This window comes from Aminobacter sp. MET-1 (genome assembly GCF_026521175.1).
In the GTDB taxonomy this organism is placed as follows: Bacteria; Pseudomonadota; Alphaproteobacteria; order Rhizobiales; family Rhizobiaceae; genus Aminobacter.
Map to the genome: position 1 here is coordinate 92338 of NZ_JAMSHL010000019.1, position 21272 is coordinate 113609.

Below are 21272 nucleotides of genomic sequence, written 5' to 3' on the forward strand. Positions count from 1 at the left end.
TTGGTCATGCCTGTGTGCCGGCGCGACCATGGACAGGCCATAAAGTGCCGCCAGCTCGTCCTTGCACTCGAACGACAGGAGACGCGCAAATTCGACCCGGAGGCTGCCCCTTGACCGCCACCGCGGCCTGCCGCATTGCTCGGCCATGCGCGCAAACTACAAGATGCAACGGCTGTTCGTGCCCGACGACCTCTCGGCCGGGACGGGCTTCGACGCCGATCCACAGCAGAGCCATTATCTGACCCACGTGCTTCGCCTCGCCGAAGGCGCGGAAGTGCTGGTCTTCAACGGCCGCCACGGCGAATGGACGGCAAGGATTGGCGGCCGCACCAAGAAGGCCGTGCGGCTCGAAGTGCTGGAATTGCAGCGCGCACAACCGGAACATCCCGATCTCGTTTATTGCTTCGCCCCGCTGAAGGTCGGCCGGCTCGACTATCTCGTGCAGAAGGCGGTGGAGATGGGCGCCGGCACGCTGGTGCCTGTCATGACCCAGCACACGCAGATGAAGCCAAACATCGACCGGCTGCGGGCCAATTCGGTGGAAGCCGCCGAGCAATGCGGCATCCTGGCCATCCCCGAGGTGACCGAGGCGGTCAAGCTGGAGCAATTGCTTTCCAACTGGGACAAGGAACGGCGACTGGTCTTCTGCGACGAGGACGCGTCGACCAACAACCCGATGGCCGCATTGCAGGGAATCAAGGAGCGCAAGCTTGCCCTGCTGGTGGGGCCCGAAGGCGGATTCTCCGACGAGGAACGCCGCATGCTGCGCGCCCTGCCCTATGTGACGGCCATTCCGCTCGGACCGCGCATCCTGCGCGCCGACACGGCGGCGGTGGCGGCCCTCGCGGTCATCCAGGCCGCCATCGGCGATTGGTAATCAGGCAAGCATCTTGCTCGGCCACGGGTTGATGCCGTCACGCAGCCACAGCAGCGTATCGAGCCAGAAGTCGGCGGCATGGCGGCTGTGGAACAGGCCAAAATGGCCGATCTGCTGTCGGTCGAAATCATCAGGTGAAAGCAGCAGCTGGGTCGTGCTGGAGCCGGCGTAGTAGTCCAGCGCCCGGCTGATTGCCTTTGGCGTGCCGAATTCGTCGTCGCTGAGACCTATGGCGAGGATGGATGCCGTGACGGCGGCGAAACGACGGAGCACGTCGGCCCGCTCGGCTTCTGGGTGATTAAGCTCTATGCGGGCGCGGCGAAAACTCCACTCGTTGGCGACGCCCGCCGGCAAGTCCTCGAGCCAGCCGAGCCGCCTGCCGGGAAAATAGCCGCACAGGGCGGTCAGCGCGGGCATGGCCACATGCCATTTGAGAAAAAGTCGCAAACGCCTCTCGGCAGCATAGTCACGCCAGTATGCATATTGCGCACCGACGGTGAGCATTCGGGCCACTGCTGGGGCCGATTCGGCCAATCCAGACAGCACGCCGCCGATGCTGTGACCGACCACCAATAGCGGCGCAACGGGATCGAGGCGAATTGCGAGATGAAGCACGGCTTCAAAGTCGCGTTCGCCCCAATCGCGCCAGCGATAGCCGCAGCGGCGCAGGCTCGCCGGCCGAGACGCGCCAATGCCGCGATAATCGTAGGTGATGACATCGAAACCGTGGCCGGCGAGGAAGGTTGCATAACGATGGTAGTAGCGCGCGAGCACACCCGTGGCCGGGTTGACAATGACGGTGCCTGCCTTTTCGCCGCGCGCATGCGGCCAGATATGGCCGCGCAACGCCACGCCGTCGCAGCAGGCGATTTCGACCGACCGTGGCTCGACCACTGAAACCGCAATCGACATGGGACCTCGCTTTCTCCAGCAAGGGCTAGCGAAATCCGCCTTTGGATTACACTCACTAGTCGGTATACTTCTGGCATGAGAACGTCCGAGAAACCGACGCGCGAGCGCATCGTCGATGCCGCCTCGAAGCTTTTCTACAGCGAGGGCATCCGCGCCGTCAGCGTCGACGCCGTGGCCGAGAAGGCGGGGCTGACCAAGCGCACGCTCTATTACCACTTCACCAGCAAGGACGAACTGATCGCAGCCTATCTCGACGGCCGCGACCAACCCAATCTCGCCCTGTTCCAGCGCTGGTTTGCAGAGGCCGAGGGCGGAATGGAGCAGAAGGTGCGGGCGATCTTCCAGAACCTCGCCACATCGGCGCGGCACCCCAAGTGGAAAGGCTGCGGCTATCTGCGCACGGCGGCCGAACTGGCCGACATGCCCGGACACCCCGCGATCAGGACCGGCATCGCCCACAAGCAACGCGTCGAGGCCTGGCTGCGGCAGGAACTCACCGAAGTCGGGGCTACAGGCGCCGAGGCCCTTGCCCGCCAGGTCGTCCTGTTGCTTGACGGCGCTTTTGCGGTGGTGCTGCTCAACCGCGATGCGAGCTACATGGAAACGGCCGGGGACGCGGCCGCAACGCTGGTTCGGACTGCCCTTCCCGTGCGATAGTCAAGACAAGGACTTGCCAGCCGTCCCGGGCGTAGCGAAATCATTCAATATCTATTGACGAAGGCTCAGGATTTTTCGCTTGATCGGCGAGCGCTGGATCGTCCATCAAGCGCCACCGTTCTTCCGCCCCAGGAGAAACTTTATGGCGCGCGACACCACCGATTTCCAGCCCATCGAGGGCATGGATGAACTCGTCGGCTACCTGGCTGCCGGCAACAAGCCGCGCGACAAATGGCGGATCGGCACCGAACACGAGAAATTCCCCTTCTATGTCGACGGCAATGCGCCTGTGCCCTATGGCACCGACCGCGGCATCCGCACGCTGCTCGAAGGCATGCAGAAGACACTTGGCTGGGATCCGATCATCGATGCCGGCCGCATTATCGGCCTGGTAGAGCCGACCGGCCAGGGCGCCATTTCGCTGGAACCCGGCGGCCAGTTCGAGCTGTCCGGCGCGCCGGTCGAGACGATCCACCAGACCTGTCGCGAGGGCAACGCCCATCTGGCGCAGCTGCGCGAGATCGCCGAGCCGCTCGGTATTCGTTTCCTTGGCCTCGGCGGCAGCCCGAAATGGACGCTGGTCGAGACCCCGCGCATGCCCAAATCGCGCTACGACATCATGACCGCCTACATGCCCAAGGTCGGCACCAAGGGCCTCGACATGATGTATCGCACCTGCACAATCCAGGTGAATCTCGACTTCGAGAGCGAAGCCGACATGCGCCGCAAGATGCAGGTTTCGCTCAAGCTGCAGCCGCTTTCGACGGCGCTGTTTGCCAACTCGCCCTTCACCGATGGCAAGCCGAACGGCATGCAGAGCTGGCGCGGCGACATCTGGCGCGACACCGATAATCAGCGTTCGGGCCTGCTCGATTTCTGTTTCTCGCCGGAGTTCGGCTTTGCCGACTACGCCGAGTGGGCGCTCGACGTGCCGATGTATTTCGTCATCCGCGACGGCCGCTATCACGACATGACGCACATGACCTTCCGCCAGTTCATGGCGGGCGCCGCGCGCAATGAAGTGCCCGACGGCATGCCGACCATGGGCGACTGGGCCAACCATCTGTCGACGCTGTTCCCGGATGTGCGGCTCAAGCGTTTCCTCGAAATGCGCGGCGCCGACGGCGGCCCATGGCGCCGCATCTGCGCCCTGCCCGCCTTCTGGGTCGGCCTGCTCTACGATCCCGCGACGCTCGATGCTGCCGAGGCACTCACTCGCGACTGGACCTACGAAGAAGTGCTGGCCATGCGCAACGCGGTGCCCGAACAGGGCATTTCGGCGCCGTTCCGCAACACCACCTTGCGCGAGGTCGGCCGCGAAGTGCTGGCGCTGTCGCGGCAGGGCCTGGTGAACCGTGGCAACAAGAACCGCGACGGCTTCGACGAATCGGGGTTCCTCAACACGCTGGACGAGGTCGTTGCACGCGGCACCACCAGCGCGGAAGAAATGCTGAACGCCTATCACACGCGCTGGGGCGGTTCGATCGAGCCGGTTTTCCTGGAATACGCCTACTGAGGCGGAAGCGGCGAAAGCCCCTTCATTCCACCCCGGAAACGCACTAGCTTCCTCCTGGAGATAGTCCCAGGAGGAAAAAATGCTGCCCTTGTTCGAGATGCTGGCCAATGCCCAGAACGGCAACGGCATGGACGCGCTGTCGCGCCAATTCGGGCTGAGCCAACAGCAGACGCAGGCCGCGCTCGAGGCGCTGATGCCGGCCTTCAGCCAGGGGCTGAAGCGCAATGCCTCCGACCCCTATGGCGTCGGCTCGTTCCTCCAGGCGATGGCGAGCGGCCAGCACGCCAAATATTTCGATGACGCCTCCCGCGCCTTCTCGCCTCAAGGCGTCGACGAAGGCAACGGCATCCTCGGTCATCTGTTCGGCTCGAAGGACCTGTCGCGGGCGGTGGCGGCGCAAGCCGCTCAGGCCACGGGTGTCGGCCAGAATATCCTCCAGCAGATGCTGCCGGTCGTCGCCTCGATGATCATGGGCGGGCTGTTCAAGCAGTCGACCGGCCAGATGCAGGCGGCCAGCGGCATGGGCGGTAACAATCCGCTCGGCGATATCATCGAGCAGATGATGAGGCAGGGCGGCGGCATGATGGGCGGCGGACAGCAGCCGCAGCCGGCACCGCAACAGAGCCAGGCGCCCAATCCGTTCGACAATCCCTTCGGCCAAATCCTCAAGGACATGTTCGGCGGCGGCCAGGCGCAGCAGCCGACACCGCGCCAGTCGCAACCCCAGGCGCAGAGCCCCTATGGCGACAACCCGCTGGGCAAGATCTTCGAGGAGATGCTGGGCGGCGGCAGTGCCCAGCCCGACCCGCAGCCACAGGCGCGCCAGCCGCAGCCACAGGCCAATCCGAGCGGCCGGCCGCGCAATCCCTATGACGACCTGTTCGGCAAGATGTTCGAAACCGGCAGCCAGCAGCGCGACGACTACCAGAAGGGCGTCGAGTCGATCTTCGACCAGTTCAGCAAGGGGATGGATAAATACAGGTGAGCGAGTAGGGAATAGTGAGTAGTGGAGGCCTGCTCCCTATTTGCTACTCACTACTTACTCATAAAAAAAAGCCCGGTCCCTTGGGAGGACCGGGCAACGTGCAGGCAAGGCCGGCGGGGACCGGCTGGGAGTGGGGAGCCTGCTAAACTCAACAGCGCCGCGCATCCGGCTGAACGCGCAAAAAGCGCTGTAAAACCTCGGGTTGGTGCATGATCCTGTCCGAAATCTTATGCGATTTTCGGGGCATGCACCGCATCAGGCGACGCGGCGGGCCATCGCCTCGACGTTCTCGGATCGCGATTGGCGGATCGAGCGAAGCCGGACGGTCGGGTCGCTGGCAAAGGGCAGATCAACTGCCACATACAGATCACCGCGGGTGAGGCCGATGTCGGCCAGCTCGGTGTCGGTCATGTCGCCGAGGCGATAGAATGCGCGCCGATTTTTCCAGGCGCGCAGGAGATCGGCTGCATAGTTGACGATACGCATCGCATTCACCGGGCGAGCCGCGGAATGCGTCGTCTCAGCGCAATGGTCGAGCGTGGTCATTGTCTCTCTCCAGATCACAGGACAAACGGGTCCCCTCCCGGTCGACGCTCCTTCCGCCGCCCCGATTCCGATTCACATGCCTTATGTGGACAATCACACTGTGCCTGCGGTCTATTGATTAATCCAACGAATGTTTTTAATCTTTAGCATCAAAGTTCATGATGGAAACGACAATGGCCGCTCCTCTCGACCTTGACCAGCTCCAGACATTCGTCTCCATCGTCGACACGGGCAGCTTCACGCGCGCCGCAGACGAGGTCCATCGCACCCAGTCGGCCGTGTCGATGCAGATGCGCCGGCTTGAGGAACGCGTCGGCAAGGCGCTGTTTGCGAAGGATGGACGCATGAACAAGCTGACCGAAGAAGGCGAACGGCTGCTCTCCTATGCGCGACGGCTGCTCCAGCTCAACCGCGAGACCCTTGCCGCCTTCGACGACCGGGCGCTGGAAGGCACCATCCGCATCGGCGTACCGGACGATTATGCCGACCGTTTCCTGCCCGAGATCATGGCCAGGTTCTCGCGCTCCAACCCGCGTGTCGAGCTGTCGGTGGTATGCGAGCCGACGGTAAATCTCGCCGACCAGATCCGGCGCGGCAATCTCGACATCGCGCTGGTAACGGAATGCGAGGACACGCGGCCAACCGAGATCGTGCGCAACGAACCGCTGCTCTGGGTCTCCTCGGCCAGCCACATGGTGCACGAGGAAGAAATCCTGCCGATGGCCTTCGGCCGTCCGACCTGCCAGTGGCGGCGGATGGCAACCGACATACTGGACGCCAGCGGCCGCCAGTATCGCGTCTTGTTCACCAGCTGGTCGGCAACCGTCATCACCGCCGCCGTGCTTTCGGGGTTGGCGGTTTCGGTGCTGCCCGAATGCGCGCTGAGGCCGGGCATGCGGGTGCTGGGCGACGCCGACGGCTTCGGCGCCCTGCCCGACTGCAAGATCGGCATCTTGCGCGGCCATTCGAGCCGGCCGGAGATTATCGACGCCCTTGCCCGTCATATTAGCGAGAGCCTGGACAACATCTCGGTTCCGATCCCGGAGGAAGCCGGTACATTCGATTTCCAGGCGTTGATGGCCAATCGCGGACGCCGGCTCAAGCCCAGCCATATTATGCCGGGATGGTAGACCAGTCCTGACGCTCCAAGCTTGACGAGCAGGGGCCGGCGGACCTCAATCGCGCCATGACCGAACTTGCCACCGAATCACGTACGAACGCGACCGAATATACCGTCAGCGAAATCTCCGGCGCGCTGAAGCGCACCGTCGAGGACACGTTCGGCAATGTGCGCGTGCGCGGCGAAATTTCGGGCTACCGCGGCCCGCACTCGTCGGGCCACGCCTATTTTGCGCTGAAGGACGACCGCTCGCGCATCGAAGCCGTGGTGTGGAAGGGCACCATGAGCCGGCTGAAGTTCCGCCCCGAAGAAGGCATGGAGGTCATCGCCTCGGGCAAGCTGACCACCTATCCCGGCTCGTCCAAGTACCAGATCGTCATCGACAATCTCGAGCCCGCCGGCGCCGGAGCGCTGATGGCGCTGCTCGAGGAACGCAAGCGCCGACTAGCGGCCGAAGGCCTGTTCGACGACAGGCGCAAGCAGTTGTTGCCGTTCATGCCGATGATGATCGGCGTGGTCACCTCGCCGACTGGCGCCGTCATCCGCGACATCATCCACCGCATCAAGGACCGCTTTCCGCTTCACGTGCTGGTTTGGCCTGTGCGGGTGCAGGGCGAGACGTCGGGCGCCGAAGTCGCAAACGCCATCAACGGCTTCAACGAACTGCCCGAGGAAGGTAACCTCCGGCGGCCTGACCTTCTGATCGTGGCGCGCGGCGGCGGCAGCCTCGAAGACCTCTGGGGCTTCAACGACGAGGCGCTGATCCGCGCGGTGGCCGCTTCGCATATCCCCGTCATCTCGGCCGTGGGCCATGAGACCGACTGGACGCTGATCGACCTTGCCGCCGACATGCGCGCGCCGACGCCGACAGGCGCGGCCGAGCTTGCGGTGCCTGTCAAAGCCGAGCTCGAGGCTACGCTCGCCAATCTCGGTGCGCGGCTGCGTGGGGCAGTGTCGCGCATGATCGACAGGCGGAGCCAAGCGGTGCGGGCCGCGGCCCGCGCCCTGCCGACGCCGGACCAGTTGCTGGCCTTGCCGCGCCGACGCTTCGATGAGGCGACCAGCCGGCTCGGGCGCGCGCTGATCGTGGCAACCGAGCGCAAGCGTGCCCGGCTTTCGGCCGTGCGGCTGTCGCCAGCGACGCTGTCGCGGCGCATCACCGAGACCCGTCGGCATCTCGACCGCGACATGCTGCGGGCCGACGCGGCGTTGCGGGCGATGGTGCGCGAAAAACGCATCCGTTTCGACCGCACGAAGGGCAGGCTTTCGCCCGAACCGCTGGCACGCCGCCAGGAAGCGTTCCGCCTGCAGCTGACCGGCCTTGAGCGGCGCGGCGCACAGGCTGTCGGCCTTAGGCTCGAACGCGCCCGCACCAAGCTGTCGCAGGCCGAGCGGCTGATGGCGACGCTGTCGCACAAGGCAGTGCTGGCGCGCGGTTTCGCGCTGGTGCGCGATGCCGAAGGTGCTGTGCTCAAGCGCGTGGCCGACGTGGCGACGGGCGCAGCCCTGTCGATCGAGTTCGCCGATGGTGTCGCCAATGCGGTGGCGACCAGCGGCGATGCCAAGGCGAAGCCGGCAGCCAAGCCAGCTCCGCGGGCCAAGGAGCCCGGTAGCCAGGGCAGCCTATTCTAGACTCTAAAATCGGATTCGATTTCGGAAAACGCCAAGCCCAAGCTCGACAAACTGGAGCGTCCATCAAGACGCAGGGCGCTCTTAGTCAGCCTTGGGTGCCGACGACGCCGGGACGGAGGCCGCCGGCGGCTCCAGCGGCGAAATGAACGGCGCGCTCCAGGAACCACCGACGAAGAAGGCCGTGCGCGGCTGCGCGTCGGCGGGTGCTGCAGGCGTGGTCGTCGAGCCCGCCGTAACAGCCGTTTCCCTGGGCTCAACAGCCCCCGAAAGCGCCAGCCCGCGCCCGACATAGGGCACGATGCCGGTGAGCCAGATGCGATTGGCGGGCGTGCGCGCCTCGGCCTTGTCGATCTTGGCGACGCCATTGGAGATGGTGGCCTTGAGCTCGACGCCATCGACCGGCAATGTTGCGCCGGAGACCTCGTCCAACGAGAAGAAGCCGCGCTCGCCGGTACGCTTGAGGAACGCCTTGAGATCGAGGCCCGGTATGGCGCCGACGCCGAAGGTCGCCGAGATCGAGCCGTTGGCATTCTGCAACAGCGTGTTCCAGCTGAGCCCCGGCCCCTTGAGGATGACCGAAACCGTGCCGCGGCCGATGGGCACGATGCGCCCCAAGCCGGCCGCAGCGCCGAAGGCACCGCCGTCGATGTCGGAGGCGAGCAGCCGGATTTCGGCCTGAGTGCCTCCAGGCTGGCGGTCGAAGCGCATGCCGGCCTGGACATTGCCGCCGAAGGCCTCGGCGTCGGAAATGTCGAAGGCCGCGAGGCCGCCCTTGACCTGGGCGGTCGCGGCAACCTCCGCCAGCGAGATCGCGCCGAATGTGGCCTTGGTGGTCGACAGCCTGAGGTCGAGATTGACGTGATCTGCAAAGCTGGTGTCGATCTCGCTGTTGCCAGAGCTCGTCGGTGCCATCGGCGCGAAGGCCGAGGCGAACGTCATCAGGTCGAGCGTGTCGAAGGCAAGCGTGCCGGAGATCGATGGTACCGGGCCGTTGAGCGACAGGTCGAGGATGCCCATGCCCGGATTGCTGTCGAGCGTGACCTTGGCATTGTCGAGCTTGAGCCGCGACAGATCGCCGGTGACCTTCGAGGCAATCGAGATGGAGCCCACCGGGCTGCCGGGCAGCACGCCGGGCTGCGACCACTCCAGCACACGCCGGAACGAGGGCGCCGAAATCTTGGTATGGCCCTCGACATGTGCGTCACCAGTGAGGCGGGCGGTGCCTTCGAAGCTGGCCTCGACCGGCGCCGATTTGATCGACGCCGTGATCGGTGCGCTACCGCCGGCAAAGATCAAGAGCGGGCGCTCGGAGGTCAATTCCAGCGCCACCGGCTCACCGCGCCAGACACCGGTCGCGGCCATGCTGCCGGCCTTGTTCAGCGCCGGCCAGCTGGCCTTGCCCGTCAGGTCGCTCAATATCTCGTCGCTGCCCTCGTCGGAAACGGCAACGACCCGGCCGTCGATGAACTCGACGGCGCCAAACTTGTCGGAAGGCAGGCCCTTGATGTCAGGTTCGGAGGGGTTTGCAGCGACCATTTCCTGGGTGCGCTCGATCGAGCGCTCGAGCCTGCCGCCGCGCGATTGCGGCAGTTCGTAACCACCGTCGGCCCGGCGCTTTATGCGCAAGGTGGGGCGGACGAAATGCGCATCGGAAAAATCGACATTGCCCGACAGGGCCGAAAGGGCCGAGAGCTCGATTTCGACACGCTCGGCATCGATGATCGGCGACCCTTGCTCGTCGTCCCAGTCGGTGAGGGTGACGTTCTTCAGCGTTGCGCGGAAGACGGGCCATATTTCGATGCTCGGCGTGCCGTCGAAAGAGACGCGGAAGCCACTCCACGCGCTCATCTCAAAGGCAATGCGATCCTTGACGATCTGGGTGGAAGCGACGAAAGGCACCGCCGCGACGGTAAAGACGATCAGGACGGCGAGGCCGACGATCGCCCAGATACCGCGCTTGAACAGTGGTGATGGCATGTTGCCCTTGTGCTGCCCGTGCTGCGCTCCGATGGCATCCGGGTGTAACCGAGAACAGCGGCATTTCAAGTCTTTGTGGCCTCTCCATGACGTTTGCGCACAGCCCATTGGCGCAAATCGACATTTCCTTGATCTGCTGCAATGCGACATGCATAACCGGATGCGGTTTTGGGAGAGACATCGATGACTGTTGAAGTGCCCCTCTGGACACCCTCTGCAGAGCGGATTGCAGCCGCACCCTTGACGGCGTTTGCAGCCGAGGCGGGCAAGCGTGCGGGGCGCGAGTTCTCCCGATATGCCGCTCTGCACGCTTGGTCGGTCGACGACCGCGACGCCTTCTGGGATCTGGTCTGGGACTTCTGCGGTGTCATCGGCGAAAAAGGCGGCCGCGTGCTGGCCGACGGCGACAGGATGCCGGGCGCGAAATTCTTTCCCGATGCAAGGCTCAACTTCGCCCAGAACCTGCTGCGCGGCACGGGCCACGGCGAGGCCATCGTCTTCCGCGGCGAGGACAAGATCGAACGGCGCCTGAGCTGGGACGAGCTTTCGGCGCTGGTGTCGCGGCTGCAGCAGCTGTTCGTGTCGCTAGGCATCAAGAAGGGCGACCGTATCGCTGCGATGATGCCGAACATGCCGGAGACTGTGGCCGCCATGCTGGCGACCGCCTCGATCGGCGCGGTGTGGTCGTCATGCTCGCCCGATTTCGGCGAACAGGGCGTGCTCGACCGCTTCGGCCAGATCGAGCCGAAGGTGTTCATTGCCCCCGACGGCTACTGGTATGCCGGCAAACACATAGAGGTCGGTGCAAAGATAGCCGCCGTGGCCGAGAAGCTGGCCAGTGCGACGAAGGTTCTGGTCGTCGACTATCTCGGAACGGCAGAGGACGTCGCCTCCGGCATCGCCAAGGCCGAGGCGCTGGAGGATGCGCTCGCGCCATTTTCGGCAAAGGCGGTGACGTTCGAGCCCCTGCCCTTCGACCATCCGCTCTACATCCTGTTTTCGTCCGGTACGACCGGCATCCCCAAATGCATCGTGCATTCGGCCGGCGGCACATTGCTGCAGCATCTCAAGGAGCTGCGCCTGCATGCCGGCCTCGTGCCCGGCGACCGCTTCTTCTATTTCACCACCTGTGGCTGGATGATGTGGAACTGGCTTGTCTCGGGGCTCGCCGCCGAGGCAACGCTGCTGCTCTATGACGGCTCGCCGTTCCATCCCAACGGCAATGTGCTGTTCGATTTCGCCGGCGCCGAGAAGATGACCTATTTCGGCACCTCGGCGAAATTCATCGACTCCGTCCGCAAAGCGGGCCTGAGACCCATCGACAGCCACGACCTGTCCACCGTGCGCACCCTGTCGTCGACAGGCTCGCCGCTGTCGCCCGAGGATTTCCAGTTCGTCTATGACAGCATCAAGAAGGATGTCCACCTCGCCTCGATCTCCGGCGGCACCGACATCGTCTCGTGCTTCGTTCTGGGCGTACCGACGGAACCGGTCTGGATCGGCGAGATCCAGGGTGCCGGCCTCGGCATGGCCGTCGACGTCTGGGACGACCAGGGCAAACCGGTGCGCCAGGAAAAAGGCGAGCTCGTCTGCACCAGGGCCTTTACCGCAATGCCCATCGGTTTCTGGAACGACGCCAACGGTGCCAAGTATCACGCGGCCTATTTCGATCGGTTCGACAATGTCTGGTGCCATGGCGACTTCGCCGAATGGACCGGCCATGGCGGCCTGATCATCCATGGCCGCTCGGACGCCACGCTGAACCCCGGCGGGGTGCGCATCGGTACGGCCGAGATCTACAACCAGGTCGAGCAACTGCCGGAAATACTGGAGGCCCTGTGCATCGGCCAGGATTGGGATGGCGACGTGCGCGTTGTGCTGTTCGTCCGCCTCGCGGCTGGCCTTTCCCTCGACGAGGATCTCGAAAAGCGTATCCGGACAAAGATCCGCACCGGCGCCAGCCCACGCCACGTGCCGGCTAAGATCGTCGTGGTCACGGACATCCCGCGCACCAAGTCGGGCAAGATCACCGAGCTTGCGGTGCGCGACATCGTCCATGGCCGTCCGGTCAAGAACAAGGAGGCGCTGGCCAACCCCGAAGCCCTCGACCTCTACAGGGATATCGAACAGCTCAGGAACTGAGCGGGGTGCGCATGCTTAACAAAGGGTGACCGACAAATTTACCTAGACTTCAGGAGTGGTACACTTTCGTAAACTTCGAGGCAGCCAGGTAAGGAGCTGTTAAGTTTCAGGCCTGATAGTCGTGCCTAACTTGAGGGAGAAATCCCTTTCCTCGAATTCGAGGTTGGCTCCATTTGCTCAAGTCCCCGTCGAAACAGCATCTCCTTTAAAGGCGCCTCCAGGCGCCTTTTCTTTGCGGATATGACTGGATTCAGAGGGATGCTTCAGCGTCGCGCACCAGCGCACCGGACAGCAGGATCACGGGCACCATGGCCGTGATGATGATGACGATGGCTGCGACCGCCCCCTCCTCCGGAACGCCACGCGAGGCGTTTTCATAGACATAGGTGGCAAGCGTGCTGAAGCCGAACGGGCGCAGCAGGATAGTGGCCGAAAGCTCCTTCACCGTGTCGACGAAGACAAGCACCGATGCGGTGAGGATCGCCGGCTTGAGCAGCGGCAGCAGCACGCTGGCAGCACTCTGGGCCGGCGTCTTGCCAAGGCTTCGGGCGGCCTCGTCGAGACTGCCGGGAAGCTTCTCCATGCCCGAGCGGATCGCCCCTTCGGCGAGCGCAACGAAACGTATGGTGCAGGCGAGGATGACGGCTGCGGCGGAGCCCGTGAGCAGCAGACCGGTGGAGACGCCGAGATAGGCACGGGCAAAGGCGTCGACCGAATTGTCGAAGCGAGCGAGCACAAACAGCAGGCCGAGGCCCAGAATGCCGCCCGGCAGAGCGTAGCCGACCGAGGCCAGCCGCACCATCGCCGCCATGCTGCGTGTCTTGGACAACCGCTGGGCGTTGAGCAGGAACAGCGCGATACCGACGGTGATGATGGCCGTGATCGAGGCCGTCATCAGGCTGTTGAAGAATGCACGCGCGACGTCAGGCGAGGCAAACTGCTCAAGCCTGCGCGACGCGTACTGGCCGAAGATGGTGATCGGCACGCCGAAGCCGCTGAGAATAGGCAGCGCCACGGCCACCGGCATGGCAAAACGCGTCCAGCCCTTCAGCGCCACGCGCGGCGGATGGACCTTGAGATGCGTGCCCCGGCCGGCATGGAAGCGCTGGCGACGCCGCGCCCACTGCTCGGCGACCAGCAGCAGGACGACCAGGACCAGCATCAGGATGGCGATCTGGGCGCCGCCCTCCAGGCTGCCGCGGTTGAGCCAAGTGGTGTAGACGGCGACGGTGAGCGTACGGACACCGAAATACTCCGCCGCGCCGATGTCGTTGATGCTCTCCATCAGCACCAGGGCCACGCCGGCGACGATGGCCGGCCGGGCGACAGGCAACAGCACCCGCCAGAACACCCGCGCCGGCGAAGCGCCGAGGGTGCGCGCGACATCGGCGATGTTGCGCCCCTGCATGAGGAAGACGATGCGGGTGGTGAGATAGACATATGGATAGAGCACTGAGGCGAGCACGAAGGCCGTGCCCCAAGTGGAACGTATGTCTGGGAACCAGTAGTCGCGTATGGTCTGGAAGCCGAAAACGGCCCGGACCAGGCTCTGCACCGGCCCCTGGTAATGGAAGAACTCGCCGAAAGCATAGGCCGCCAGATAGGGCGGCACGGCCAGCGGCAGCACCAGCGCCCAGGACAGGATGCGCCGGAACGGGAAATCATAGGCGACAACAGCCCAGGCGCAGGCAACGCCGGCAATCGAGGTAAGGGCTGCGACCATGGCCAGCAGCGCCAGCGTGGTCCTGGTGGCACCGGGCAGGACATTTTGGAACAGATGCGGCCAGTCCTCGCCGGTGCCCGAAAGCGCAACGAAAACAAGCGACAGAACCGGCAGGACGACCACGATGCCGATGGCCAGCGCCAGCGTGCCGATCAGAGGATGCCGATGGCGCCTGACAGGCAAAGGCCGGGCGCTCACGGCCATGGCCGCGCCCTCGAACCCTGCACCTGCTCCGCCGTTGGTCGGCAAGCCATTTCCTTTCCGGGACATCGGCACAGCGCAGATCGCGCAGGATTTCGGGCCGATGCGTCAATGCGGAAAAGCCGGACCGATTGCCCGGTCCGGCTCTTCCTCAGAATTTCAACCGCTGACTATCAGCTGGCCGGGCCGTCGTCGAGACCGACGCGGTCGACCATCTCGGAGGCAGCCTTACGGCCCTTGGCGATGTCCACCAGCGGCAGCGTGTCGGCCTTGAGCTCGCCAAATGCCTTGACCGTCTCAGACGGCTCCAGGCCCGGCTCGACCGGATATTCGTAGTTCTTCTCGGCGTAGACCTGCTGGGCCTTGTGGCTGGCCAGGAAGCGGATCAGCTTGACGGCGTTGTCGCGGTTCGGCGCGTTCTTGGCGAGGGCGGCACCCGAGATGTTGACGTGGGTCAGGCCGTTCTCGAAGGTCGGGAAGAGCACGTTGATGGCGTTGCCCCATTCCTTTTCCTTCGGGTCCTTCTCGTTGTTGCGCATCAGGCCGACATAGTAGGTGTTGCCGATGGCGATATCGCACTCGCCGGCAGCAATCGCGCCAGCCTGCGGACGGTCGCCGCCATCAGGCTTCTTGGCGAGGTTGGCCTTGAGACCCTTCATCCACTCTTCGGTCTTTTCCGGGCCCCAATGGGCAATCGCGGCCGAGAACAGGGCGAGGTTGTAGTCGTGCTGGCCCGAGCGCATGCAGATCTTGCCCTTCCACTTGGGATCGGCGAGGTCGGCATAGGTGATGGCCGTGTCCTTGACGCGCTCCTTGGAGGCGTAGATCACGCGGGCGCGCTTGGTGACGCCGAACCAGTTGCCTTCGGGATCGCGATATTCGGCCGGCAGCAGCTTGTTGACTTCCTCGTCGACCAGCGGCTGGGTGACGCCCTTCTCCTTGGCGGAGGTCAGGCGGGCGATGTCGACGGTCATGATGACGTCGGCGGGCGAGTTGGCGCCCTCGGCGAGAATGCGCTCCTCAAGACCCTTGTCGAGGAACAGCACTTCGGTCTTGATGCCGGTCTCGGCCGTGAAGGCATCGAGCACGGGCTTGATCAGATCGGGCTGACGATAGGTGTAGATGTTGACGACGCCATCGGCGAGAGCCGAGCCGGCGGACAGGGTGGCGATCGCGAGACCCACGGTCAACGACCGGGCGCTTCCAAACTTCATCTTGTTCTCCTTGCCTAAGGGGTCAAAAACCCTGAGGAATTTTCGTCAAAGCCTCGATCTCGAAGCTCGTTCCCCTATCGGCAATCTGACCGTTCCGGTCAAGAATAAAGACCAACAATTTCAATAGTTTGGAATCATTCTAAACTGGATTCTTTGGCACTAGATTCAAGAGGTTGTTAGATATTCCACAACATTTGCCGTTGAGTTCACGGCAAAGTGTACAATATGTCGCACCCTGCCTACTCGGCGAGCACTCGCGTCGAGGGGAAAGTCACCTCCACCAGGGTGCCCTCGCCCGGCGTCGAGGCAATGGAGAATCGGGCGCGATTGGCCTCGACCATCGCCTTGGTCAGGGGTAGGCCCAAGCCGGTGCCGTCACCGCGTCCACGCTTCAGCGAGTTGATCTGCTTGAACGGTTTCAGCGCCTGCTCGATCTCGGCCTGTGACATGCCGATGCCGGTGTCGCGCACCCGCATGACGATGTCGCCCGACGTCTCGTAGGCGGTGGAGACGATGACCTGGCCGCCGGCCTGGGTATAGCGCACCGCATTGGACAGGATGTTGAGCGCGATCTGGCGGATGCTGCGGCGGTCGGCGACGATTTCGGGCAGACGCGAGGCAAAGCTCGAGCGGATGATGACGCGTTCGCGGTTGGCCTGCGGCTGCATCATGGCGACGGTTTCGGCCAGTGCGTCGTTGAGCGACACCGCCTCGTAATCCATCTCCTGCTGGCCCGCTTCGATCTTGGAGATGTCGAGCAGGTCGTTGACCAGGTCGAGCACATGGTTGCCCGAGCGGTTGATGTCGCGGAGATAGTCGCGATAGCGGTCGTTGGCGACAGGCCCGAACTTCTCGTCGACCATCAGTTCGGAAAAGCCGATGATGGCGTTGAGCGGGGTGCGGATCTCGTGGCTGATGCGCGCCAGGAAATCGGTCTTCTGCGACGACGAGCGTTCGGCCAGGGCGCGCGCCTGGGTCAACTCCTCCTCGGCACGCTTCCACTGAGTGATGTCGCGGACGACAGCGCAGAAACCGCTGTCGTTGGGCAGGCGACCTATGGTCATGAACAGCGGAATGAAGCGGCCCTGCGACTCGCGGCCGATGACCTCGCGGCCGTCATTGAGCACGCTTGCCACGCCATGCTCGGATAGCCCGGCGAGATAATCGCGCGCGGCGCGCTGGCTCTCGATGGCAAACAGCGAATGAAACTGCTTGCCGGTGACCTCATCGCTGTCGAAACCGAAGAGCGCCTCTGCCGGCCGGCTGATCGAGCGGATGGCGCCGTCGCGATCGATGAGAACGACACCGTCGGTGGCAGTGTCGATGATCGTGCGCATTTCGGCGAGCCGGTCTTCGAGTTCGGCCACCTGCTCCGCAGTATCGGCATCGGCACTCTCGTCGCCGATGCGCCTGACAACGAGCATAAGCGCCTTGCCGTCATGCCACGGCACCGAGCGCAACACCGCCTCGATCGGGAACGCGTCGCCGTCGCGGGTGCGAAGTCTCATGTCGTGGTCGGCGCCTGCCTGGTCGCCATAGCTTTCGGCAAACAGCGCATCGAGCCCGCCCGCTTCCGCCAGTTCCTCCACGGAGGTGTAACCGGTCAGCTGCAGGAACTCAGCATTGGCATAATGGAGCACGTCACCGGCATGGATCAGCACCGGAACCGGCAGCTGCTCGAGGATCGGCGCATCGACCGGTGCGTCACGGCCGCCGGCGAGGGACGGAATAACGTCTTCGGCACGCAGCGGCGGCCTTTCCGGCTCCGAGCGCTGCACCTCCGCCACATCTTCGAGAGGCTCCGCTTCGCTCGGCCGGCGGGCGGACAGATCCACCACTTGGGCGCCTTCACTCGTGGCGGAACGCTCCTGCCCTGGCTGCTCTGAAGACAGCACGGCAGCCGCATGCTCGGCCTCTTCGGCGGCGGCGGCCTCCGAATAGGCCGCGATCTCGGCCGAAGCGGCCTCGCCATTCTTCTGCATTACAGGCTTGTCAGCCTCGGCGGCCGCCTGCCTTGCGGCGACGATCTCACTCGCTTTCTTCAGCTTCTCGCCGATTTCGCGGAAGGCGCTGCGCTCGACCGAAGAAAGCCCCTTGCCATTGGTGGGTTCTGCGGCACCCGGCCGATGCTCGGCCAGGCGGATCACCTTGTCGGAGAGGCGGCGATCGCCGTTCGGTTCTACCTCGAGCGCCGGCACCTCGCCGGAGAAAGGATCGGCGGCGCCAGCCGTCGCGGCCTTCTCCGCAGCGGGTGCTTCGGCCTCGCCAAACGTATCGGGCAGGACCGGCCCGCTTTCGGCCGGCTTCGAGGCGGCAGCGAGCTGCTCGCTCGCTATCGGCTCGTCACCGACTGCCGGCGATTCGACCGGCTCGGAAGACTTGGTCGACTGATCGTCCGAGTGCTTGCCATTGGGAACCAGCGCCAGGCCGATGCGCTCGTGGTCGACCACGGCCTCGCCCGGACGGGCAACGCCAAAACCGCGGAACCCTTCGAAATTGCGGTCGCGGCCGTAGACAGGCAGTGCCGCGAGATCGACCGGGATACGCCGGTCGGTGCCGGCCACGGGCCACAGCACCGAGCGGCCCGACCAGGTGTCACGACGCTGCAGCAGACCAGCGATCTCGCCCGAGGGGTCGAGCTCGAAGGTGGTCGAGACGTCCTGGAAACGGCGGCCGACGATGTCGGCGGCATGCTCGCCAACGACGGCGGCGAATTCGGGCGAGATGGCGCTGAAGCGGCCTTCGGCATCGGTACGCCAGACAAAGCGTACCGGTGCTGCGGACCGCTCGATCTGCGGTTCGGCACGCGGAGCTGCGGCAGGTTGGGCCACCGCAGGCGCCTCGGGCTCCGGCAGGGGGTCTACAGCCGTCTCAACGATGTTCTCTTCAAAAGTCTCGATCGCATGATCGACCAGCTCGGCAATCGAGCCCGGCTCGATGACCTCAGGCGTCCGGGCCGAAGTGGTCAATTCGCCGATGGCGACGCCCGCGCGGCTCTCACGCTCCTCGGGACTGAAATACCAATGGTCGTGTGTGGCCTGGTCCTGGCGCTTATCTGCTGCCACTGACGCGTCTTCGACCGGTCGCCTCGGCGCAGCGACAGGCTCGACCGATACCTCTTCGACTTTGGCCGGCTCGGCGGTGACCGGCTCGACTGCGGCTTGCTCGGCGGGTGCAATCTCCTCCAGCTCGATGCGCTCGTCCACCACGACCAGCAGATGCCTGTCGTCGGTGAGGCGCGCGAGGCCGGCGGGCAGATAGCCGCCGGCAGCCGGGATGGCCCGCTTGATCATGCGGTCGCGCTCGTGGCGCACCGCCGCGACCATTGCGGCCAATGTCGATGTCGCAATGCCCAGATTGCCGAGGCCCGGCGTCGCCGCCTCTATCTCGCCGCGGGCATCGACGAAGGCCAGGAAATGCCCCGGCTCGGCAAAGCCGCCGATGGCATTTGCCGCGGTCGCGCGCCGGTCGCGCGAGGCGGCCGGGCTCGCCGGCACGGCAAGCATGATCGCCCGCTCGCCGTCGGGCAGCCGAATCGAACTCGCCATGAACGCAACGGCGTTGCTGGTCATGCCGGCGGCGACACGCACCATGATGGCGCGGTCACGACCGATTTCAGGAAAGCCCGACGTCGCTGCGATCTGGCGACGGGCCGGCAGGCCGAGCCGCGACGGCGCCCCGGTCACGGCATCGACGTCGTCATAGCCGAGCACGGCAGCGCCCGGGCCATTTGCCCAAAGCACCTCTTCCAGGTCTGTCGACAGCACGGCAATGGCGTCGCCCGCAGCGAAACGCTGCCTGACACCGTCGACCACCGCGACGTCGATGAAGGAATAGGCTGCTGACGGCATTCACATAACCCGCAAGGCACGCATTCTCGCAATTAACGCTTTGTTAATAAAAGCCGTCATCGCCAAGGTCTAGCAAACAGGTGCAGCCTAGCGGCATTATTCTCGCCACGTGGTTAACCCCGGCACCCTGACTTTGCTGCACTGCAACATGGATATTGCAATGCACAATAAGCCGTACTATATGGAGGAGGCGAATAAACGAGGCGGGCAGCAGGTCCGCCCAGCCCATAGGGTGAGACAATGTCCAAGACCAAGACCGCAGAGTTCGCAGATACCGTTGAAATGCCGAGCTTCGACGTTTCCAAAGCCACCGACCAGTTCCGCGCCTTCGCCGAGAAGGGTGTCGAGCAGTCTAAGGAAGCTTATGCCAAGCTCAAGACCGGCGCCGAGGAGGCCCAGAAGTCGATCGAGACCAGCTACGAGACCGCTCGCAATGTGAGCGCCGAACTGTCGCTCAAGGCCATTGCGGCCCTGCGCACCAACGCCGAGACCGGCTTTGCCCATCTCGAAGCGCTCGCCGGCGCCAAGTCGCTGTCGGAAATCGTCGAACTGCAGACCGCTTACCTGCGCAAGCGCGTAGAGCTGACCGTCGAGCAGGCCAAGGACTTCCAGACCGTTGCCTCCAAGGCGGCCGAAGACGTTTCCAAGCCGGTCAAGACCGCCTTCGAAAAGGCGCTCAAGGACCTCAAGGCCGCCTAAGGCAGCCAGACCGAATACCCGGCGGGTGGAACCTCCTCCCTCTTCCTGCCGGGCGACGCGGCCAGCACCTCCTCCCGCTGGTCACATAAGGAAAAGGCCGGCACCTCCTCCCGCCGGCCTTTTTCTTTTCCCCAGGGCTGAAATGCCCTGAGATCAAGGACTTCGCGGCTGCGGCATAAATCGCCGCAGTGGAATATGCGCAAAGCTCTTGAAATGGGACGGAATTGTCCGTATGGACGCGACATCAACGCAAGGTACGCGGTTGTAGCTCAGTTGGTTAGAGCGCCGGATTGTGGATCCGGAGGTCGGTGGTTCGAGCCCACCCAACCGTACCACCCCCCTTTCCCAAGATGATCATTGTTCGATAGCGTGGCTGCAACAGCAGGCGTCGCGAAGGCTGTCGTTGTCGCGCCTCATTTGCATTGGCTAGTCGTGTCCTCGACGAATCGAAAGGACCCGCCCATGATCGATCTGCGCCTTGCAACCGGCCTCGCCGTGGCGATGCTTGCCCTCGCCGGCTGCCAGAAGGAATCGACTGCCAGCGCACCGAAGCCCGGCGTCTGCGACAAGATGGCAGCAGAAGCGCTTGCTGGTAAGGATCGGATCACCGACGATCAGGCCATGCAGTTGACGGGCGCGACCATCGTTCGCCAGCACAAGCCCGGCGATCCGGCCACCATGGATTTCCGCCAGGAGCGCGTGACGATCGAGACCGATCCGGCGACCGGTAAGATCGTGCGCGCATTCTGCGGCTGATACTGGCCGGCCAGATCCATGAGCAAGCCGCCCTTGCAGTTGTCCAGGCTCCGCGCCATCGGCTGGTCGAACTGGGATCCCATCGGCTTGCTCGGGCCCGGCGCAAGCTGGGCCAATGAACCGTTCGCCGACGAATATGACAGCTATCTGCTCGAAGCTGCGTCAGGCCTCCGAAACGGCTGGTCGGCAGAACAGGCCACCGACTTTCTTGTGTCCCTTGCCGAGGAGCATATGGGCCTGACGACTGCCTCCCGTGCAGCCGCCGATGCGACGATCAGGGCGATAGAATCTCATCTGCAACAGCTGGACGGCGGCTGATCCCGCCGAGAGCTGGAGCTTTCCACTCCCCTCATACGACAAGCGGCGCGGGTCGGCCGCAGCGCGCCGCGTGTCGTCCCCAGGGGCCGCATCGTCACCCAACAGGCGTGCACCCTTACCGGCCGGGCGCGACGTATGTCACCGGG

General features: G+C 64.3%; 16 protein-coding genes and 1 tRNA gene. 11 read left to right on the plus strand and 6 right to left on the minus strand.

Translation table 11 applies throughout. The features are described 5' to 3' along the window. The first annotated feature begins 145 nt into the window (after positions 1 to 145). A complete protein-coding gene (locus tag NDO48_RS22895; protein WP_018426608.1) occupies positions 146 to 877 on the plus strand; it encodes a 16S rRNA (uracil(1498)-N(3))-methyltransferase in 732 nt (243 codons plus the stop codon). Here the strand turns inward: NDO48_RS22895 and NDO48_RS22900 are convergent, their stop codons facing one another. Then, positions 878 to 1789: an alpha/beta fold hydrolase gene (locus NDO48_RS22900; protein WP_018426607.1), complete on the minus strand. Its 912-nt coding sequence runs from the start codon at positions 1787 to 1789 to the stop codon at positions 878 to 880. Between the two features lie 75 nt (positions 1790 to 1864). Between NDO48_RS22900 and NDO48_RS22905 the strand changes: the two genes are divergently transcribed. The 3 genes from NDO48_RS22905 to NDO48_RS22915 all read left to right on the plus strand — a co-directional run bounded on the left by NDO48_RS22905 (position 1865) and on the right by NDO48_RS22915 (position 4947). Continuing rightward, complete coding sequence (locus tag NDO48_RS22905; protein WP_018426606.1) at positions 1865 to 2446, plus strand: TetR/AcrR family transcriptional regulator; 582 nt, start codon at positions 1865 to 1867, stop codon at positions 2444 to 2446. A gap of 142 nt (positions 2447 to 2588) precedes the next feature. Continuing rightward, on the plus strand, positions 2589 to 3962 hold the full coding sequence (locus NDO48_RS22910) for a glutamate--cysteine ligase (RefSeq protein WP_018426605.1): 1374 nt from the start codon (positions 2589 to 2591) through the stop codon (positions 3960 to 3962). 79 nt (positions 3963 to 4041) lie between these two features. Further along, the gene (locus NDO48_RS22915; RefSeq protein WP_018426604.1) at positions 4042 to 4947 is read left to right on the plus strand and encodes a DUF937 domain-containing protein; all 906 of its coding nucleotides are present in this window, start codon (positions 4042 to 4044) and stop codon (positions 4945 to 4947) included. 255 nt (positions 4948 to 5202) lie between these two features. Here NDO48_RS22915 and NDO48_RS22920 read toward each other — a convergent pair whose 3' ends face one another. Next, positions 5203 to 5493, minus strand: coding sequence for a DUF1127 domain-containing protein (locus NDO48_RS22920; RefSeq protein WP_026226918.1), 291 nt, complete (start codon positions 5491 to 5493; stop codon positions 5203 to 5205). Positions 5494 to 5666: 173 nt separating this feature from the next. Here NDO48_RS22920 and NDO48_RS22925 point away from each other — a divergent pair, with 173 nt between their 5' ends. Beyond that, positions 5667 to 6623: a LysR substrate-binding domain-containing protein gene (locus NDO48_RS22925; protein ID WP_026226917.1), complete on the plus strand. Its 957-nt coding sequence runs from the start codon at positions 5667 to 5669 to the stop codon at positions 6621 to 6623. 56 nt (positions 6624 to 6679) lie between these two features. Then, positions 6680 to 8245: an exodeoxyribonuclease VII large subunit gene (xseA, locus tag NDO48_RS22930; RefSeq protein WP_267322413.1), complete on the plus strand. Its 1566-nt coding sequence runs from the start codon at positions 6680 to 6682 to the stop codon at positions 8243 to 8245. Positions 8246 to 8326: 81 nt separating this feature from the next. On the opposite strand, the gene NDO48_RS22935 is transcribed toward xseA, so the two are convergent. After that, positions 8327 to 10222, minus strand: a complete 1896-nt coding sequence (locus tag NDO48_RS22935) for an AsmA-like C-terminal region-containing protein (RefSeq protein WP_018426600.1) — start codon at positions 10220 to 10222, stop codon at positions 8327 to 8329. A gap of 183 nt (positions 10223 to 10405) precedes the next feature. Between NDO48_RS22935 and NDO48_RS22940 the strand changes: the two genes are divergently transcribed. Beyond that, positions 10406 to 12364, plus strand: coding sequence for an acetoacetate--CoA ligase (locus NDO48_RS22940; protein WP_267322414.1), 1959 nt, complete (start codon positions 10406 to 10408; stop codon positions 12362 to 12364). A gap of 250 nt (positions 12365 to 12614) precedes the next feature. On the opposite strand, the gene NDO48_RS22945 is transcribed toward NDO48_RS22940, so the two are convergent. The 3 genes from NDO48_RS22945 to NDO48_RS22955 all read right to left on the minus strand — a co-directional run bounded on the left by NDO48_RS22945 (position 12615) and on the right by NDO48_RS22955 (position 19353). Continuing rightward, entirely contained in the window at positions 12615 to 14291 is a 1677-nt protein-coding gene (locus NDO48_RS22945) for an ABC transporter permease (protein WP_026226915.1), read from the minus strand. A 170-nt stretch (positions 14292 to 14461) separates the two neighbouring features. After that, entirely contained in the window at positions 14462 to 15502 is a 1041-nt protein-coding gene (locus tag NDO48_RS22950) for a Fe(3+) ABC transporter substrate-binding protein (RefSeq protein WP_267322415.1), read from the minus strand. A 239-nt stretch (positions 15503 to 15741) separates the two neighbouring features. Beyond that, complete coding sequence (locus NDO48_RS22955) at positions 15742 to 19353, minus strand: PAS domain S-box protein (RefSeq protein WP_018426596.1); 3612 nt, start codon at positions 19351 to 19353, stop codon at positions 15742 to 15744. A 240-nt stretch (positions 19354 to 19593) separates the two neighbouring features. Between NDO48_RS22955 and NDO48_RS22960 the strand changes: the two genes are divergently transcribed. The 4 genes from NDO48_RS22960 (at position 19594) to NDO48_RS22975 (ending at position 21126) form a co-directional block, all read left to right on the plus strand. Then, positions 19594 to 20052, plus strand: a complete 459-nt coding sequence (locus NDO48_RS22960) for a phasin (RefSeq protein ID WP_018426594.1) — start codon at positions 19594 to 19596, stop codon at positions 20050 to 20052. Positions 20053 to 20310: 258 nt separating this feature from the next. Further along, a tRNA-His gene (locus NDO48_RS22965) sits at positions 20311 to 20387 on the plus strand. A gap of 127 nt (positions 20388 to 20514) precedes the next feature. Further along, positions 20515 to 20808, plus strand: a complete 294-nt coding sequence (locus NDO48_RS22970) for an I78 family peptidase inhibitor (protein ID WP_018426593.1) — start codon at positions 20515 to 20517, stop codon at positions 20806 to 20808. Between the two features lie 18 nt (positions 20809 to 20826). Further along, a complete protein-coding gene (locus NDO48_RS22975; protein WP_018426592.1) occupies positions 20827 to 21126 on the plus strand; it encodes a hypothetical protein in 300 nt (99 codons plus the stop codon). The last annotated feature ends 146 nt before the right edge of the window (positions 21127 to 21272 follow it).

Bases quoted from the DNA above. Each gene is read 5' to 3' on its own strand.
- NDO48_RS22895 (WP_018426608.1), top strand. From the start codon at position 146: ATGCGCGCAAACTACAAGATGCAACGGCTGTTCGTGCCCGACGACCTC.
- NDO48_RS22900 (WP_018426607.1), bottom strand. From the start codon at position 1,789: ATGTCGATTGCGGTTTCAGTGGTCGAGCCACGGTCGGTCGAAATCGCC.
- NDO48_RS22905 (WP_018426606.1), top strand. From the start codon at position 1,865: ATGAGAACGTCCGAGAAACCGACGCGCGAGCGCATCGTCGATGCCGCC.
- NDO48_RS22910 (WP_018426605.1), top strand. From the start codon at position 2,589: ATGGCGCGCGACACCACCGATTTCCAGCCCATCGAGGGCATGGATGAA.
- NDO48_RS22915 (WP_018426604.1), top strand. From the start codon at position 4,042: ATGCTGCCCTTGTTCGAGATGCTGGCCAATGCCCAGAACGGCAACGGC.
- NDO48_RS22920 (WP_026226918.1), bottom strand. From the start codon at position 5,493: ATGACCACGCTCGACCATTGCGCTGAGACGACGCATTCCGCGGCTCGC.
- NDO48_RS22925 (WP_026226917.1), top strand. From the start codon at position 5,667: ATGGCCGCTCCTCTCGACCTTGACCAGCTCCAGACATTCGTCTCCATC.
- xseA (WP_267322413.1), top strand. From the start codon at position 6,680: ATGACCGAACTTGCCACCGAATCACGTACGAACGCGACCGAATATACC.
- NDO48_RS22935 (WP_018426600.1), bottom strand. From the start codon at position 10,222: ATGCCATCACCACTGTTCAAGCGCGGTATCTGGGCGATCGTCGGCCTC.
- NDO48_RS22940 (WP_267322414.1), top strand. From the start codon at position 10,406: ATGACTGTTGAAGTGCCCCTCTGGACACCCTCTGCAGAGCGGATTGCA.
- NDO48_RS22945 (WP_026226915.1), bottom strand. From the start codon at position 14,291: ATGGCCGTGAGCGCCCGGCCTTTGCCTGTCAGGCGCCATCGGCATCCT.
- NDO48_RS22950 (WP_267322415.1), bottom strand. From the start codon at position 15,502: ATGAAGTTTGGAAGCGCCCGGTCGTTGACCGTGGGTCTCGCGATCGCC.
- NDO48_RS22955 (WP_018426596.1), bottom strand. From the start codon at position 19,353: ATGCCGTCAGCAGCCTATTCCTTCATCGACGTCGCGGTGGTCGACGGT.
- NDO48_RS22960 (WP_018426594.1), top strand. From the start codon at position 19,594: ATGTCCAAGACCAAGACCGCAGAGTTCGCAGATACCGTTGAAATGCCG.
- NDO48_RS22970 (WP_018426593.1), top strand. From the start codon at position 20,515: ATGATCGATCTGCGCCTTGCAACCGGCCTCGCCGTGGCGATGCTTGCC.
- NDO48_RS22975 (WP_018426592.1), top strand. From the start codon at position 20,827: ATGAGCAAGCCGCCCTTGCAGTTGTCCAGGCTCCGCGCCATCGGCTGG.